Genomic DNA, 16,472 nt, shown 5'->3' with positions numbered 1-16,472 from the left:
TTTTGATTTTTTTGATGCAGTGTAATAATTTCGCTTTTTGGTCATTCTATTCCCCTCTTATATTAGAAGAATAGCTCTTAAAAATACCTTTTTTTCGTCTAAAAATCCGCGCCTATATCAATTATTAGATGAAAATCAAGCCAATCCTATCGTGTTAAGTGAGTTTAAGAAAAAATTTCCGATCACCCGCTTAGGGGTAAGAAAATATGTAACCTTAACTACTGTACAATATGCCACTAGTCCCTCCGTATATAATATACTTTTGCGTTGGACAGAACCTGATGGCTCAAGAGTTGCGGATCAGGTTTATGTGCCCGTTGAGGCGCGTATTCTATAAAAACGCTATGATAAATAAATTTTCCTTCTCTTATTGCAATTTTTAAGACAGTTCCATAGTCTGTATAAAACGATAAACAAAGGGAGTTGATATGCCTGTAACTGAAAAGGAAGTGAGTCAATTAAAACAAACTGGAGTGATATTCGCTATCGGAAATGCATTGCTTGCCCCAGTATATTATGCAGATAATAAATGGGGTGTGACGGCATCTATTGCTGCAACTCTAGGCTTAGGCTATTTTCTGCATGCGCAGGGTAAACAACAACGTGAAAGTAATAAATCTGCTTTTTTTTCTTCTCCTTCAGATTCTGGGATGGAAGAGGCCTTTAACAATATATTAGCTGGTGGAGAAAAGGTCTGTGAACAGTTCACGGGTACCTCTTTAAAAAAACAATAATTCTATGATTCATTCAAATAATGCCCTACAAGAACAGCGTGTTCTTAAAATATCTATTGCTGCCACATTTTTTTTGGCAGTGATAGGGATTGTTTTTGGTTTGCTTTCTGGATCGTTGGCTATCGTTTTCGACGGTATGGAAAATATGGTGGATACTGGCATGACTTTGCTGGCTTTGCTGGTTACCCGCTTATTAAAAAGTGAAGGCAATCGCCGTTTTCAATATGGCTATTGGCATGTCGAGCCCTTAGTTTTAGTATTCAACGGGGGAACTTTGGTTTTACTCTGTCTTTATGCACTCATGAATGCGATAGGAAGTTTATTATCAGGCGGACGCGAGTTAGACTTTGATTCTGCTTTTTTCTTCGCTATGTTAATGGCTGGCTTATCTATCTGGATGTATCTTTACATTCGTTATATGAATGTTAAGCTTCAATCAGAGTTTTTAAAGCTCGACATTCAAAGTTGGCTTTTATCAGCATCAGTTTCCTCCTCCTTACTGCTTGCTTTTGGTATTGCCCATTTAATGAATAATACCTCATACACTAATCTAACCCCTTATGTTGATCCTTTTATTCTAGCCACTCTAAGTGCCGTTTTAATTGTAATTCCCATGAAAACTGTGCGTGAGGCGATGCGCGATATTTTTCTCATTGCTCCGTTCAATCTCGATGAAAAAGTGAGAAATTTTTTAGATGCGCTTATCCAACGCAAAGGGTTTACAAAATACACCAGTTATGTGGCTAAAATAGGTCGTGCCCAATTTATTGAAATACATATCGTTGTGCCAACCAATTACCCCATAGAAGGGGTGGAAAGCTTAGATGAGATACGTAGAGAAATTGGGATAGCTTTAGGAGAAAACGGTCCCGAAATGTGGTTGACCGTTGCTTTTACTACAGAAGAGCAATGGATTTAATTTGAAAATCTATGTGTGGACATTGAGCTTGAAGATATTTCTTTGGTGGAGAGTACCGCACTCTTGGTAGTCTATCGTCAAAATTATGACTCTTGTAAATATATAGTATACTTGCTAGAGAGATGTTGTATTTATTTTTAACTTTTTGCTGAATTAAATTCGCCTATTATCTTGATTTTAATCATATTTTCATTTTGGCCTGAAATTTGCTAGAGTCCTGTATATAAAGCATTTTTAATGAATATTGCTATGCATCACACAACCTATCATACTTGTGCTGTTAAACCTCAGATAGATTTATCTGAGTGGGATATTTTATCCAGTTTACCTACGGCATTAGTTATTCTAAATGCACAAGGCCGTGTTGTGTGGCTTAACCCTTTAGCAGAGGCAATGTTAGGTTATGGTTTAATTGGGGCTTTATGGCTAGATATTATTCAAAAGGCATTTGTTCCCCGCGCAGATGATGGGCATGAGGTTTCTTTAGCCAACGGTCGTCGAGTTCATGTCGCTATTTCAGCTTTAGACAGTTTACCTGGGGTATTAATTACTTTAGCTGATATCACCACGAGTAGAGACTATGAAAAAGCAAAAGAGAATGACAAACGCCTTGTAGCGATTGGAACAATGACAGCACAATTAGCTCATCAAATTAGAACTCCTTTAGCCTCTGCGATACTCTATACGGAACATTTAAATAACCTTCCCGATTTAGATACGCGTACACAGACTTGGCTTAATAGAATACATGAGTGCCATGGCAGTATAGAGCAACAAATTCAAGATTTATTATTATTTGCAAGAGGTACTTCCATAGAATTAAGTTCAATCAATATGAATGAATGGTGCTCGCAGTTAGTCTTACGCGCTCAGCCTTATGTGGAAAGCTATTCAGCTGTTTTTAAAGTGAATAATCATCTGCTTAATGATGAAGCCTCTATTCATGCGGAATCGCTAATTGGTGCAATATTAAATTTAGTAATCAATGCCTTACAATCTGGAGCCTTAGAAATTTATTTAACACTTGCATCTATAGATAATTCGGGTATACAAATATCAATAGAAGATAATGGTAAAGGGATGTCAGAAGAAGTAAAAAGTCAGGCATTCTTACCTTTTTATACAACTAAAGCTCAGGGTACAGGATTAGGATTGGCTGTCGTTTTTGCTGTCGTCAAAGCACATGGGGGAAAAGTTCACTTAGAGTCTATTCCAAATGAAGGTACTCAGGTGCACATTACTATACCTGGGAATAAAAAATATCAGCATAATTTGAGGTAGAGGTTTCTATGAGCCATGTTTTAATTGTTGAAGATGATCCAGTTTTAAGAGAAGCGCTCGCTGAAACAATGACTATAGCGGGTCATACTTATATTACAGCCAAAGATGGAAAAGAAGCATTAACTCTTTTGGAATTACATAATCCATCAGTAGTGCTTACTGATGTTCGTATGGATAATCTAGACGGAAATCAATTATTAAGTAACATCAAAAAAAATCGCCCCAATATCCCTGTTATTTTAATGACTGCTTATGGGTCAGTTGAGGATGCTGTAAATGCTATGCGTTTTGGTGCTGTTGATTATTTGCAAAAGCCCTTCAGTGCGCAACTATTAACTGAAAAAATAAATAAATTCATAAAAAATGATCTTATTGTTGAAAATGGCGAACCCATTGCCCAAGATCCTAAAAGCCAAGCTTTATTAAGCATGGCTTTAAAAGTAGCTCAGTCTGATGTGGGCGTAATGATTAGCGGTGAAAGTGGCACGGGTAAAGAGGTCTTAGCGCATTTTATTCATGATCATTCTCCGCGTAGAAAAGAACCCTTTGTTGCTATTAACTGTGCAGCTATTCCAGAGCAAATGCTAGAGGCGACTTTATTCGGCTATGAAAAAGGTTCATTCACTGGCGCTTATAAATCCACCGCAGGTAAATTTGAGCAGGCCCAGGGTGGAACCTTATTACTTGATGAAGTCAGTGAAATGTCCTTAAGCTTGCAAGCAAAATTACTTCGTGTTTTGCAAGAAAAAGAAGTAGAACGAATTGGTTCTAATAAAATAATAAGTCTTGATGTCCGTATTTTAGCTACAACGAATAGGCAGCTTAAAAGTGAGGTGGAAGCCGGTCGTTTTAGAGAGGATTTATTCTATCGATTAAATATTTTTCCCCTACAGTGGCATCCTTTAAGAGAAAGAAAAAGCGATATTATTCCTCTTGCAAATTACTTAATTCGAAAACATTGCCAGCATAAAGAACCTATTGTACCTGTTATTAGTTCTGCCGCTCAAAAGCTGATGTTAGGCTATGCCTGGCCGGGTAATGCGCGAGAATTAGATAATGTTATTCAACGTGCCTTAGTCTTGCAAGTTCAAGGAATTATTGAGGCCGAACATTTACAATTGTCTACCTCTACACAACAAGAAACACTCCCTTCAGAAGAAAAAACGAAGGGAAATAAAAACCTACAAATTAATGAATTTGAGCTAATAAAAAAAACCTTACAAGAGCATTCCGGAAATAGACAACAAGTAGCTGCACTATTGGGAGTTAGCGAACGAACCTTACGCTACAAGCTAGCAAAAATGCGTGAGGAAGGTTATGTGGTTTGAGCTGGGACAATAAGGATAAGGATTACAAAATGACAGATATTAATACTGCAAATCTAATTGAGCAAATGCGGGCAATGATTCATCAATCGCAAGGAGGCAAACCAGAGGAAGTTGGTGAAAATTCTTTTGGAAACGTATTTCAACAAGCCTTGAGTCAGGTAAGCGGTTTAAATCAAAGCGCCGATGATTTAACTACTAGATTTCAATTGGGTGATCCCAATGTTAGTTTGGCTGATGTAATGGTTGAAACCCAAAAGGCCAATATAGGTTTTCAAGGGACCTTAATGGTGCGAAACAAAGTTGTACAAGCTTATACAGATATTATGAATATGGCTGTTTAGTAAATAGTTAACTTCTAGGAGTAATAGATCATGGCTTTGGGTGATAACGCTTCAACAGTGGCAGCAAAATTTGCAAGCTTATCTATACCCCGCCAAATTGGTTTGTTAGTGGGGTTGGCAGCGAGTATTGCCTTAGGTATCGCAGTGGCTTTTTGGTCGCGAGAACCTGATTATGCCCCTTTATATGCTCAGGTAAACCCCAGAGACTCTTCAGAGATAGTTACTGCTTTAGAACGTTATGGTGTAGTGTTTAAAATAGATCAAAACACCGGCACTATTTTAGTCCCCAATGACCAATTACAGATGACACGATTAAAATTGGCTGCAGAAGGTTTACCTCGTGAAAGCAATAGCGTTAATGATATGTTTGCGAATAACGGTGTATTTAGTAATAGCCAATTTATGGAAAATGCGCGCTATAAACAAGGATTGGAATCCGAGCTTGCACGAACAATAAGTAAATTTAATGAAATTAAATCAGCACGGGTTCATTTAGCTATACCCAAAGAATCCGCTTTTGTGCGAGATAGCCAGCAACCAAGCGCGTCAGTTTTTGTTGATGTTTACCCCGGAGTTGAATTAAGAAAGCAAACCATCGCATCGATTGTTAATTTGGTGGCTTCTAGTATCCCTAATTTAAATGCCAGTATGGTTACAGTAGTGGACCAGGATGGACAATTATTAAATGAAGGAGGCGGTCAAACTATTTTAAGTGAAACCGATCGTTTCTTCGATTATCGTCAATCTTTAGAGCAGCAATATGCACAAAAAATTCAAGATATTTTAACCCCTATTTTTGGTATAGGCCGAGTGAAGGTTAAAGTCTCAGCAGATATTGATTTTACCAGTTATGAACAAACTCAAGAGCTATTTAACCCTGAGCTACCAGCTTTACGAAGCGAACAAACAATGGAAGAAAAACGCAATTCAACTGGTGGTGCAGGCGGAGTTCCTGGAACTTTATCTAATTTACCTCAACCCACCACTGGAGGTCGAAATCAGGCTGCTGGTGGTAGGGCGCAAGTAAATAGTTCACTGCAAACTGGCGCCCAAGGCGTAGATAATCGAGATACACGCACTCAAAGTACTAAAAACTTTGAATTAGATAAAACTATAAGCCATACTAAGAATCAACCGGGTACAATTAAACGGTTGACTGTTGCTGTATTGGTCGATAATAAAGCCGCTATAAATCCAAAAACTAAAAAACTGGAAAAAACGCCCTTAACAGCTAAAGAAATTGATCAAATAAAGTTACTGGTAACTGATGCAGTAGGTCTAAATGCCAAACGTGGTGATAGCCTTAATGTTATCAACAGTGATTTTATTAAACCAGAAACTATAGAGCCGCTTCCAGAAGAGAAGTTTTGGCAAAAAGATATTTTTTGGTCAATTGTTAAGCAAGCTGCGGGTGGTTTATTTTTATTAATTATGGTTTTTGGTTTGTTAAGGCCTATCTTAAAAACTTTAGCAAGCAATAAAGCAGCAGAGGAACTAGCTGTTTCACCGGTAGCTGGCGCTGGTGCTGCTGCTCCCGCTAGTGGTGAGTCAGGTGCAGTCTCTGCCTCTGAGTCTTTTAAAAACGTTACTGATTATGAATCTCAACTGGGAATTGTTCGTCAGATCTCTGAAAGTGAACCTAAACGCGTTGCTCAAGTTGTTAAGAATTGGGTAGATAGGGGTTAAATATGGACGGAATAGAACGTGCAGCCATTTTATTGTTAAGTATGGGCGAAGAAAATGCTGCTGAAGTATTAAAAAATTTAGAACCAAGGCAAGTGCAAAAAGTAGGTATGGCTATGTCTACAATGAGCTCGGTTAGTCGCGCAAAAATGCAAACTGTTTTTGTCGATTTTATAAGTGCCATTGAAGATCAAACGAGTTTAACAGTTGACTCTGAGGAATACATAAGAACGGTTTTAATAGCCGCCTTAGGAGAGGAGAAGGCTATTCCCTTCATTGATCGAATTTTAGTATCGGATAAAAACAGTGGATTAAACACTCTCAAATGGTTAGATGGTCGTTTAATTGCCGACGTAATTCGTAATGAACATCCCCAAATTATTGCAACTATTTTAATTCATTTAGATAGCGAACAAGCTGCTGAAGTAGTGAGTTATTTTAGTTCAGATAAACGCGCTGAAGTTTTGTTGCGCATGTGCAACATAGATACCATAAAGCCTGAGGCTTTATCTGAGTTAGGAAAAGTAATTGAAAAACAATTAATAGGACAAACTATGGGTAAAACTTCTTCAATCGGAGGAGTAAAAAGCGTAGCAGACGTCATCAATTTCCTTGAGGGATCAATGGAAGAAGAAGTACTAGAAAAAATTAAAGATTGGGATGAAGAGTTAGGCGAAAAAATAAGAGACAAAATGTTTGTTTTTGAAAATATTACCGACATGGATGATCGGAGCGTACAAACTCTATTAAGAGATGTAAGCTCGGAGCAATTAAAATTAGCGTTAAAAGGCACCACTGAAACCACTAAAGAAAAAATATTTGCAAACATGTCTAAGCGTGCAGCGGATCTCCTCCGTGAGGATATTGAAGTTCAAGGGCCTGTTAAAGTAAGTGACGTGGAAAAAGCTCAACGAGAAATTTTGGCAATTGCTAGAAATCTCGCTGAAGATGGAAAAATTGCTCTTGGTGCTAAAGGCGGCGAAGAAATGATTTAATACCGGAGTAGGGTGAGTTGTTATGACTAAAGAGTTTGAACCTTATTATAAAAAAGAAGAAACTGGATTTAGCGCTTGGGAATATAAAAAAACACCCCAAAATGTCCCTGTGACGATAAATCCTGAAGAAGAGTTTGCCAAGGAATGCGCTCAATTGCGAGAAGAAGCAAGAAAGCAAGGTTATGAAGAAGGCCTAGCCAAAGCAAAAAATGAAATTGAAATCAAAAAAAAGGAATTAATTCAATGGGGTAAATTATTACAAATGCCCGTCCATTTAATTGATGACAGATTAACTCAGGAGTTAATTCAAACCATTATATGGCTTAGTGCTCATTGCATAGGGATAGAACTTTCTGTACATCCAGAAAAATTAAGAGAATTATTTTCCCACATTAAAGATGAATTACCTGTTTTACAAGCTGATAAAGTCTTTGCTATGCACCCGGATGATATCGAGTGGATTAAGGCTGAGTTTGGCGTCAGTGAGCTTCCTGGCTTGCTCGACATTTTAGTGGCAGATCCTAGTCTGAGTAGAGGTGATTTTTATCTCAAAAGCGAACATAGTGAATTAGATGGTAGAATTCAAACCCGGCTGATTACTTTATTTTCTAAATACATCAATAAGGATAATCTAATTACTCCTATAGAGGAATAAGCCTGATCCATGACCATTTATAAATCTATTCTTAACAAAATCCTACCTGAAGTCCGGCAAACCAAACGCAATACAGGTTTACTCCATTGTGGGCGTGTGAGTCGAGCTGTTGGCTTAACACTTGAGGCAAGGGGGTTTAATCAACCCGTGGGCGCCCGATGTTTTGTTACTATTAATGAACGTAATGTTGAGGCTGAAGTAGTCGGATTTGGAACAGATAGCGTCTATCTTATGTCCTTAGGGAATATTCAAGGGATGGCTCCTGGAATGATTATAGTTCCTACCGGACGAGTGGCTCAAGTTGGAGTGGGCATTCATTTACTAGGACGCATAGTCAATGGTTCAGGGCATTTAATTGACGATGGCCCTAGCATTGAATTAAATGATACATACCCCCTAGTTGGCCCCATTATTAATCCACTAAAACGAGCGATTATTGATACCCATTTAGATGTAGGGATACGAGCAATTAATAGTTTATTAACAATTGGTAGAGGCCAACGCATAGGTTTGTTTGCAGGGAGTGGAGTGGGTAAATCAGTATTATTAGGCATGATGACACGTTATACCGAGGCTGATATCGTGGTGGTGGGGTTAATTGGTGAGCGTGGTAGAGAGGTTAAGGAGTTTATTGAGACTAGTTTAGGCGCGGAGGGATTAATGCGCTCCGTGGTGGTGGCTGCACCTGCTGATGAAAGCCCCTTGATGCGTCTTCATGGTGCAATGGTAGCCACGAGCATTGCGGAATATTTTCGTGATCAGGGGAAACATGTTCTTTTGTTAATGGACTCTTTAACCCGTTTTGCTCAGGCGCAACGTGAAATTGCTTTATCTATAGGTGAAGCGCCAGCAACAAAGGGTTATCCCCCATCCGTATTTACTAAACTTCCGGAGTTAGTTGAAAGGGCTGGGAACGGTCAACCGGGTAGCGGTTCTATCACCGCTTTTTATACCGTATTAACTGAAGGAGATGATTTGCAAGATCCCATTGCTGATGCTGCGCGGGCCATTTTGGATGGTCACATTGTTTTAAATAGAACCTTTGCAGAAGAGGGGCAATATCCTGCAATTGATTTAGAAGCATCCATTAGCAGGGTTATGCAAAGTATTGTCCCCGAACAACATATGAAGCATATGTTGACTTTAAAAAAATATTTGTCGCTTTATGAAAAAAATAAAGATCTAATTTTATTAGGTGCCTATTCTAAAGGGACTGATCCTATGTTAGATAAAGCGATTCTGTATCGCGATAAAATTAGGCAATTTATAATCCAAGGAATGTATGAGCGAGTCGACTTTAATGATAGCATTAGGCTTTTAAATGAATTAGTTTTACAAATTGAAGGCTCTTCCTAATGAATCGACGCTTAGTTCAATTAATTCAATTACTTGAGCTTAAGCAAGAGGCTACGCGTAAGGCCTATTCTGATTTGTTAAAAGCTCAAGAACAATTTACGCAAAATAAAATGCGCCATGAGCAATTAACCGGATTTAGATTGGACTACATTCATCAAATAGAAGTAATCGGTCAAGAAGGAACCACAATTGATAGGATAAGAAATCGTCTAAATTTCATCAACCATTTAGAAGCAGCTATTGGGCAACTAAATGGCTTATTAGCTCAATTGGCTAAAGCTAGATCTCAAGCTGAGTTGTTTTACAAAAATGCGAAAATATCAGAAGAGGGTGTAGTTAAATTAATTGAACGAGCTAAAAAAGATGAGGAGTTAAAGTTGCAGCGCAGGGAACAAAAAGAAAGCGATGAATACGCGCAAAAGCAATGGCATGGTAAAAAAAATAATGATAAATAAAGCTCCGATTAGCCTAATATTAAAAAGAATCTGGATATGCGCTGCTATTCTTATTATCTTAGCCGCGGTATTTTCAAGCCTCTTTCGTTCTTTAACCCCGTGGGTGAAACAGCATAAAAAAGATGTAGAAAGCGGATTATCCCAGTTACTAGGTCAGCCGGTTACAGTGAAAACTGTTTCAACAGGCTGGTATTGGTTTCATCCTGTATTAAAATTGGACCATGTTACCATTAGAGATGAACATAATTCTATTCATCTGGAAAAATTATTTGTTGGTGTCAATGTATTTAAATCCATAATACATTGGCGCATTCAGCCGGGTTTATTATATGTTGATGACAGTCATTTAGTCCTGCGAAAAAAGGGCAACACCTGGCAAATGGATGGGATTAAAAACACCGCTTATCATGATAGTTCGCCTTTTGAAACTATCGTACAGATAATTCCTATTCTGGCTCAACAAGAGCGTTTAATTATTAGGGATTTGTCTATTGATTTTTATATTGAGGACAAAAAATTATTAGGCTTTACTGATCTGAACCTTTCAATGGTCAACAAAAGCGGTCATTATAAAATTAAAGCTGGAGCTCGCGTTGATCAAAAAAAACCGACGGTGTTCCGGTTATTAGCTGAGCTAAATTTTGATCCTGATCATTATAAGGAAACGAATGGACGCATCTATTTTTCAGCAAAAAAAATACATTTGTCGCAGTGGCAGGAGCTACTTTTTCCTCTCCAACACTATATAGATGCTGGCGAAGGTACACTCGCTTTATGGATGGATTTAAATCATGGCGAAGTTGCTTTGGCTCAAGCTCAGCTGACATTAAAGGATTTATTTTTAGCTTCTCACGATGAAAAAAATTCAATCCCTAAATTTTATGCGAATATGGCTTGGAAGCCTACCAATCAAGGTTGGCAATTTAATGCTGATCAGATCCAGTTGGATTTGGGGAATACTCATTGGCCTGAAAATCAAGTTTCAATACAGTTTGATGTTGTACACCAATCGCACTTAATTTTTGTCAAGTCAATTCTGGTCGACTCTCTGGCAATGGTTTTAGCTCCCTATGTGCCTCAATGGAATCAGCTCTTCACTACGTTGAAACCTCGTGGTAATCTAAGTGATTTTCAATTAGTTTTAAAAGATAAACAAGCTAATTATCTGTTGTCCCGTTTTGATCATTTGAGTTGGAATCACTATGATAAGCTGCCGGCGGTAACTAATTTATCAGGAGTTCTTCAGTGGGAGCCCCAAGAAGGCCATTTAGAGTTAGATTCGGAAAATACTTTTATTGCCATAACGAACTACCCCGAACAACATTTAGATTTATTAAACGGAGTACTGGACTGGAAAGAATTGAGTAATGGAGTACGCCTAAGTATTGATCGCCTAGCCCTAAGTCAACCTGAATTAACCCTAAGCATGCAGGGGGCAATCGACGAAGTAAGTAAAGACTCATTGGGTACTATCCGCCTTGGTTTAGAGTTCTCGGCAAAAAATTTGCAACAGTGGATGCCTTATTTGCCTAAAGAGCATATGAAAATAAAATTATTTAATTGGTTAAACGAAGGTATAAAGCGCATTGCTCAAGCCTCCGGTAAAATAACCATTAATGGTGCTGCTAAAGATTTCCCTTTTGATAATAATAATGGTGAGTTTTCTATCATTAGCCATGCAATGGGAGGAGATATATTAATTACTCCTAAATGGCAGATGATGAAAGATTTAGAAGGATATATCCGTTTAAAAAATCGCAATTTAGAAATTGATATTGTCGATGGTGATGCTCAAGGTGTTCCAATTAAACAGATGCATTTACGAATTGATGATATAGGTAAGGATAAAGAAACTCTGTTAATTCATAGCATAATTAATGGTCCTGCTCAGAAGATGTTGAATTTTGTTATTAATTCACCGCTAAAAGAGAAATTAGCTAAATTAAAAATGTTGGCTTTGAAAGGGGCTTTTTTATTAGATCTTCATATTGAAGTACCTTTATACCCGGAAAATGATGATAACTTAGTCAAGGGGCAAATAACTTTAAAAAATAATGGGATTAGAATCAAACACAATATGGTTGATATTCCCATCGAGGATGTAAGTGGAAATTTATCTTTTGATGAAACAGGAGTAAAAGGCAGTACTCTCGTGGGGACTGCTTTTGACTATCCTTTGAATATTAAAATCCAATCAAGCAAGACACCCCAAGCAACAACCCTAATTTCAATTATTGGCGAATGTACTGTGGAGTCTTTAAAAACTAAGATTAATCTGCCTGCACTCTCTTTATTAAAAGGTATTTTTGCTGTAAATGCGTTATTTAAAATTACAACCGATCCTAATGATTTAGATAACCTTACTTTAACGAGCTCCTTAGAGGGACTGGCGATTAATGTGCCTGCTCCTTTAGGTAAAAAGTATAAAGAAGTAGCTCCTCTAGAGGTTAATGTTGACTTTAACACTGAGAAGACAATTCGCTTAAGAACCAATTATAATCATAAAGTCGGCACCGATCTTTTATTTGAACAAAATGTCAAAAAAGAATTTGCTTTAAAATCTGGACAAATTAGCTTGGGCAATAACAAAGCTTTTGATCAGAAAACATCGGGATTGTCAGTGGTTGGTTCCTTAAATGGTTTTAATCTAGAAGAATGGAAAAAGGTTTTTTCCCGTTTTTCAGAAAATAAAGGCTCTTTTGTTTTAAACAACCTTCATTCCTTTAATCTAAAATTAAATAAGCTCACCTTCTTAGAACAGCAATTTGATGATCTTACTGTGAGGGGCAAGATATTACCTAATAAAGATTGGGCCGTTAACATCAAACAGAAAAAGATTTTAGCGGATTTAACTTACAATAGTATTACTAATTTAGTAAGCGGCTACGTGCAGTATTTATATTTGAATAAAATAAAATTAGCAAAGACGGATAACTCGGTGTCTGATTTAAAACCTGAGCAAATTCCTAATTTGAATTTGCGTGTTGATAGGTTAAGCATAGGCAATATATTAGTGGGGGATCTCACTATAAAGAGTCACTCCACCCCAGAGCGCTGGTCTATCGATTATTGCCGCATTGACTCGCCAGGCTATCAATTAATGGTAGGGGGGGAATGGGTGCAAAAAAATAAAACTAATTATACCGATCTTCAATTTAAGCTGCATTTTAATAATTTAGCTAAAAGTTTAGAGCTATGGGGGTTAACGCCTGCTGTAGATGCGAAAAAAGGTGATTTAAATTTCAATGGTGGTTGGAATGGCAGCATTAATGATTTTTCCTTATCAGGCTTAAAAGGAAGTATGTATTTACAATTAAATAATGGACGGATAACCCACCTTAGTCCTGAAACAGAAGAAAAATTAGGGCTTGGCAAGCTCCTAAGCATCCTTAGCTTGCAGACTATACCAAGACGATTAAAACTGGATTTTAGTGATTTATCCCATGAAGGTTATAGCTTCGATATTTTCAAGGGAAATTTTGCCGTAAACAAAGGAATAATAAACACCCAAGATAGCTACTTAGATGGACCAGTTGCTTATGCTAGTATGAAGGGGGATTTAAATATTGTGCGAAGACTCTATGACTTAAGCCTTAGTATATCACCTCATATTACAGCAAGCCTTCCAGTAGTGGCCACTATCGCGGGTGGCCCTATAGTGGGATTAGCTGCATGGGTTGCTAATAAAATTATTAACCAAAGCATGCAAAAAATTACGGCGTACAGCTATAAAATTTCGGGTCCTTGGGATCAACCGGTAGTTCAACAATTAAGTATTATAAAAAAAATTATTAAGAAGTGATAATGAGATTAATAAAACAATTACTTTCTTCTTATTGGAATATTTGCCTCCTTAGAGAAAGTCCTGAAAACAGTCCTTATTCTATAGAGTTGCTCTTTTTAGGCGTCTTTTTATTTGTTAGTGTCATGTCCTTACAATGGAGCTTTTCTGATTTTAATTTTTCAAATAATCTGTTATTAGTCATTATTGCAAGTTTTTGTTTAGTTTTTTCGTTTATTTTTTACACTTTTATTCTGTTGTTTTTAAAGAAATTGAAAGCTCGTTCGGTACAAACAGCAACCAGTTTATTATATGTTCATAGTATTATTCATATACTTGCATTACCTTTATTTATTCTTGATCCCTATTTAACGCATGTTAACTTAAAAAATCCCATCTTTTTATTGATTGGTGTATTATACTTATTTGTTACCTTGGGCTTATCAATTTGGCAATTTATTGTTACAGCGCATATTTATAAATTTGCTCTAAATAGCACACCAATTCAATCGGTATTAGCTGCATTTGGTTTAGTTGCAGTTAATGTTTTAACCTTATCTTTTTGGCGATGAATGATGACTCATTTACATATTCTTGGTTTGAGTGGAACTTTTATGAGTGCCTTAGCTTTATTGGCACGAGATGCTGGTTATAAAGTAACGGGAAGTGACGCTCAGTGTTATCCTCCGGTCAGCGATCTATTAACAGCGAAGGGTATTTCTTGGACAGAAGGCTATGATGATGCAAGCTTGGCTTTGCAGGCAGATTTAGTTGTGGTTGGTAATGCAATTAAAAGAGGCATGCCTGTTTTAGAAGCAGTCATGGAGTCAGGAAAACCTTATACCTCAGGCCCTCAATGGCTTGCAGAACATATTTTGAGTAAATATAAAGTAATTGCTGTATCGGGTACTCATGGCAAAACTACTACCACCTCTATGATCGCATGGATTTTAGATAGAGCAGGACTAAATCCAGGCTTTTTAATCGGTGGGGTCGCCACTGATTTTAATACGAGTGCTTGTTTAGGAAAAGGTGACTGGTTTGTGATTGAAGCGGATGAGTACGATAGCGCTTTTTTTGATAAACGCCCGAAGTTTATGCATTACCGACCTAGAATCGCGGTATTAAACAATTTAGAGTTTGATCATGCGGATATCTATACTGATCTAGCTGCTATCCAATTACAATTTCATTACTTTTTACGTACCATTCCGGCTAATGGTATTGCAATTAAACCGCGTGAAGATAAAGCTTTAAATGAAGTCCTTGCGCGTGGTATTTATTCCCAAGTACAAGAAATAAGCACCGGGGAAGAAGCACAGTGGACAGCGCAATTATTGGATGAAAGTGGATCTTCTTTTAAAGTATTGCATTTAGGAAAGGAAGTAGCTCAAGTTAATTGGTCTTTAATAGGTAAATTTAACGTTGAAAACGCTTTAGCTGCTATTGCCGCAAGTTTTAATGCAGGTGTAGAGCCTCAAGTCGCAGCGCACGCTTTAGAGCAATTTACTCCAGTAAAACGTCGTTTGGAAGTAAAGTCTAATAATAACAATATTACTGTATACGATGATTTTGCTCATCATCCCACAGCTATTACAAAAACCCTAGATGCTTTAAAACAAAGCAAACGTCATGAACGAATTTTTGTAGTTATGGAGTTTGCCTCTTACACCATGCGGACAGGGGTTCACAGCGCTTCTATGCCAGCAGCCTTAGCTCATGCAGATGAAACTTTTATTTTAGAGCCGCAAGATTTTAATCTGAATGCAGTTGCCGAGCAATGGTCTTTTCCCCACAAAATCTGCAAGAATAATGAGGAAATTGTCAAGGAAATTGTAGGCAAGGCTCATCCAGGTGATGCTGTTTTAGTAATGAGTAATCGTGGTTTTAATGGAATCCATCAACAATTGACTCAAGCTTTAGGTTCTTAGAACTGGGAAAACCTTGAACGGATTTTTGTTCTTTCTTCAGTGGCTTTTTTTTGATCATTCATTATTGACCTAGATAGCTGGGGCTCTCAAAAGGGCCTCAGCTATCTATAAGGGCATAGTAAAATAGTAAGCAAATTATAATCAATTGTTGATTTAAGGTGATTCTGGTTGCAAGCTCTCCTCGGAGGTGGGCGTTATGCTTGCTTTGGGTTTAGGTGAAAACATTGAATACTCAACAATCAGTCCGGTTAATGCCGCGGGCATCTTCAAATTGCTATCTAACTTTTGGGTGAGCTCAGCCTTATGTGCCCTTAAGTGCTGTTCAATAGCTGGAAACGTAAAGCTTTCTATAGTTTGTTCGCCTTGTCTCCAATAGATGACCTCACCATTATCCCTTATAGTCGCTTGAACTTTAGGAGGAGAAAAGATGGCTAACTCACTTTCTCCAGGGTAGCGTTCATGGGCGCGAACAGGGGATGGGGGAGTAATCAAGGAAACCAGAGGATGATCGACACCAATTAATTGGCCTGTTAACACATCCCAACATTCAACAAGGGCTGACGATGATTTTGAGCTACCTGCTATAACTAAAACAGGGCCAACTAGTTGCGCATCTTCAACTAAATCAATGGCTGAGGTGACAGCAAACACAGTTTGAGGGGCGCTACTATTAGCTAAGTTATAGATATAAAGATTCCTTCCATTGTCTTCTGATTGTACTTGGACTAAGAAAGTCTCATCTGAAGAGAGTACCTTGCTGAATTGCACATATTTTGCCGCTAAAATTTCTTTAGGGCTAATTAAAGTGCTCATTGTTAAGCCAGTTTCATTTTCTTCAAGAATAGACATCTTTTTATATTTGAATAATAAGGAACGTTGACCATTTATACTCATTAACTCATGTTACGCACGGTCAATTTTAAGCTGCCATATTTTTAAGCTCCTGCCAAGCAATCTGGTTCGCTCTAAGAATCAATTTGTACTTAATAGCAAAGTGATTTAAATGAGTTTTT

15 protein-coding genes are annotated in these 16,472 nt (G+C 37.6%); 14 read left to right on the top strand and 1 reads right to left on the bottom strand.

The features are described 5' to 3' along the window. Positions 1-37: 37 nt before the first annotated feature. The 14 genes from ELY15_RS08075 (at position 38) to mpl (ending at position 15,459) form a co-directional block, all read left to right on the top strand. Positions 38-337: a hypothetical protein gene (locus ELY15_RS08075; RefSeq protein WP_127099157.1), complete on the top strand. Its 300-nt coding sequence runs from the start codon at positions 38-40 to the stop codon at positions 335-337. A 91-nt stretch (positions 338-428) separates the two neighbouring features. Further along, positions 429-734: a hypothetical protein gene (locus ELY15_RS08070; RefSeq protein WP_127099156.1), complete on the top strand. Its 306-nt coding sequence runs from the start codon at positions 429-431 to the stop codon at positions 732-734. 4 nt (positions 735-738) lie between these two features. After that, positions 739-1,653, top strand: a complete 915-nt coding sequence (locus tag ELY15_RS08065; protein WP_127099155.1) for a cation diffusion facilitator family transporter — start codon at positions 739-741, stop codon at positions 1,651-1,653. A 249-nt stretch (positions 1,654-1,902) separates the two neighbouring features. Beyond that, positions 1,903-2,934, top strand: coding sequence for a PAS domain-containing sensor histidine kinase (locus ELY15_RS08060; RefSeq protein ID WP_370449403.1), 1,032 nt, complete (start codon positions 1,903-1,905; stop codon positions 2,932-2,934). An 8-nt stretch (positions 2,935-2,942) separates the two neighbouring features. After that, positions 2,943-4,262 carry a sigma-54 dependent transcriptional regulator gene (locus tag ELY15_RS08055; protein WP_127099153.1) on the top strand — a complete coding sequence of 440 codons (1,320 nt, stop codon included), beginning with the start codon at positions 2,943-2,945 and terminating at the stop codon, positions 4,260-4,262. Positions 4,263-4,291: 29 nt separating this feature from the next. Further along, positions 4,292-4,603 carry a flagellar hook-basal body complex protein FliE gene (fliE, locus tag ELY15_RS08050; RefSeq protein WP_127099152.1) on the top strand — a complete coding sequence of 104 codons (312 nt, stop codon included), beginning with the start codon at positions 4,292-4,294 and terminating at the stop codon, positions 4,601-4,603. A gap of 30 nt (positions 4,604-4,633) precedes the next feature. Then, a complete protein-coding gene (gene fliF / locus ELY15_RS08045) occupies positions 4,634-6,289 on the top strand; it encodes a flagellar basal-body MS-ring/collar protein FliF (RefSeq protein WP_127099151.1) in 1,656 nt (551 codons plus the stop codon). 2 nt (positions 6,290-6,291) lie between these two features. Next, positions 6,292-7,281, top strand: coding sequence for a flagellar motor switch protein FliG (fliG, locus tag ELY15_RS08040; RefSeq protein WP_127099150.1), 990 nt, complete (start codon positions 6,292-6,294; stop codon positions 7,279-7,281). A gap of 22 nt (positions 7,282-7,303) precedes the next feature. Continuing rightward, positions 7,304-7,936, top strand: coding sequence for a FliH/SctL family protein (locus tag ELY15_RS08035; protein ID WP_127099149.1), 633 nt, complete (start codon positions 7,304-7,306; stop codon positions 7,934-7,936). Between the two features lie 9 nt (positions 7,937-7,945). Beyond that, positions 7,946-9,292, top strand: a complete 1,347-nt coding sequence (fliI, locus tag ELY15_RS08030; RefSeq protein WP_127099148.1) for a flagellar protein export ATPase FliI — start codon at positions 7,946-7,948, stop codon at positions 9,290-9,292. Continuing rightward, on the top strand, positions 9,292-9,747 hold the full coding sequence (gene fliJ, locus ELY15_RS08025; RefSeq protein WP_127099147.1) for a flagellar export protein FliJ: 456 nt from the start codon (positions 9,292-9,294) through the stop codon (positions 9,745-9,747). Before fliI ends, fliJ begins: the two co-directional genes overlap by 1 nt. After that, positions 9,737-13,549 carry a YhdP family protein gene (locus tag ELY15_RS08020; RefSeq protein ID WP_127099146.1) on the top strand — a complete coding sequence of 1,271 codons (3,813 nt, stop codon included), beginning with the start codon at positions 9,737-9,739 and terminating at the stop codon, positions 13,547-13,549. The genes fliJ and ELY15_RS08020 overlap by 11 nt, the downstream gene beginning before the upstream one ends. Positions 13,550-13,551: 2 nt before the next feature. Then, positions 13,552-14,100, top strand: coding sequence for a hypothetical protein (locus tag ELY15_RS08015; RefSeq protein WP_127099145.1), 549 nt, complete (start codon positions 13,552-13,554; stop codon positions 14,098-14,100). Beyond that, entirely contained in the window at positions 14,101-15,459 is a 1,359-nt protein-coding gene (mpl, locus tag ELY15_RS08010; RefSeq protein ID WP_127099144.1) for a UDP-N-acetylmuramate:L-alanyl-gamma-D-glutamyl-meso-diaminopimelate ligase, read from the top strand. It begins immediately after the preceding gene. 153 nt (positions 15,460-15,612) lie between these two features. Here mpl and ELY15_RS08005 read toward each other — a convergent pair whose 3' ends face one another. Beyond that, positions 15,613-16,353: a hypothetical protein gene (locus tag ELY15_RS08005; protein WP_127099143.1), complete on the bottom strand. Its 741-nt coding sequence runs from the start codon at positions 16,351-16,353 to the stop codon at positions 15,613-15,615. Positions 16,354-16,472: the final 119 nt, after the last annotated feature.

Source organism: Legionella sp. km772 (genome assembly GCF_003989735.1).
GTDB lineage: Bacteria > Pseudomonadota > Gammaproteobacteria > Legionellales > Legionellaceae > Legionella.
The sequence above is the reverse complement of the archived record's forward strand: the minus strand, read 5'-3'. Positions and strand labels throughout refer to the sequence as shown.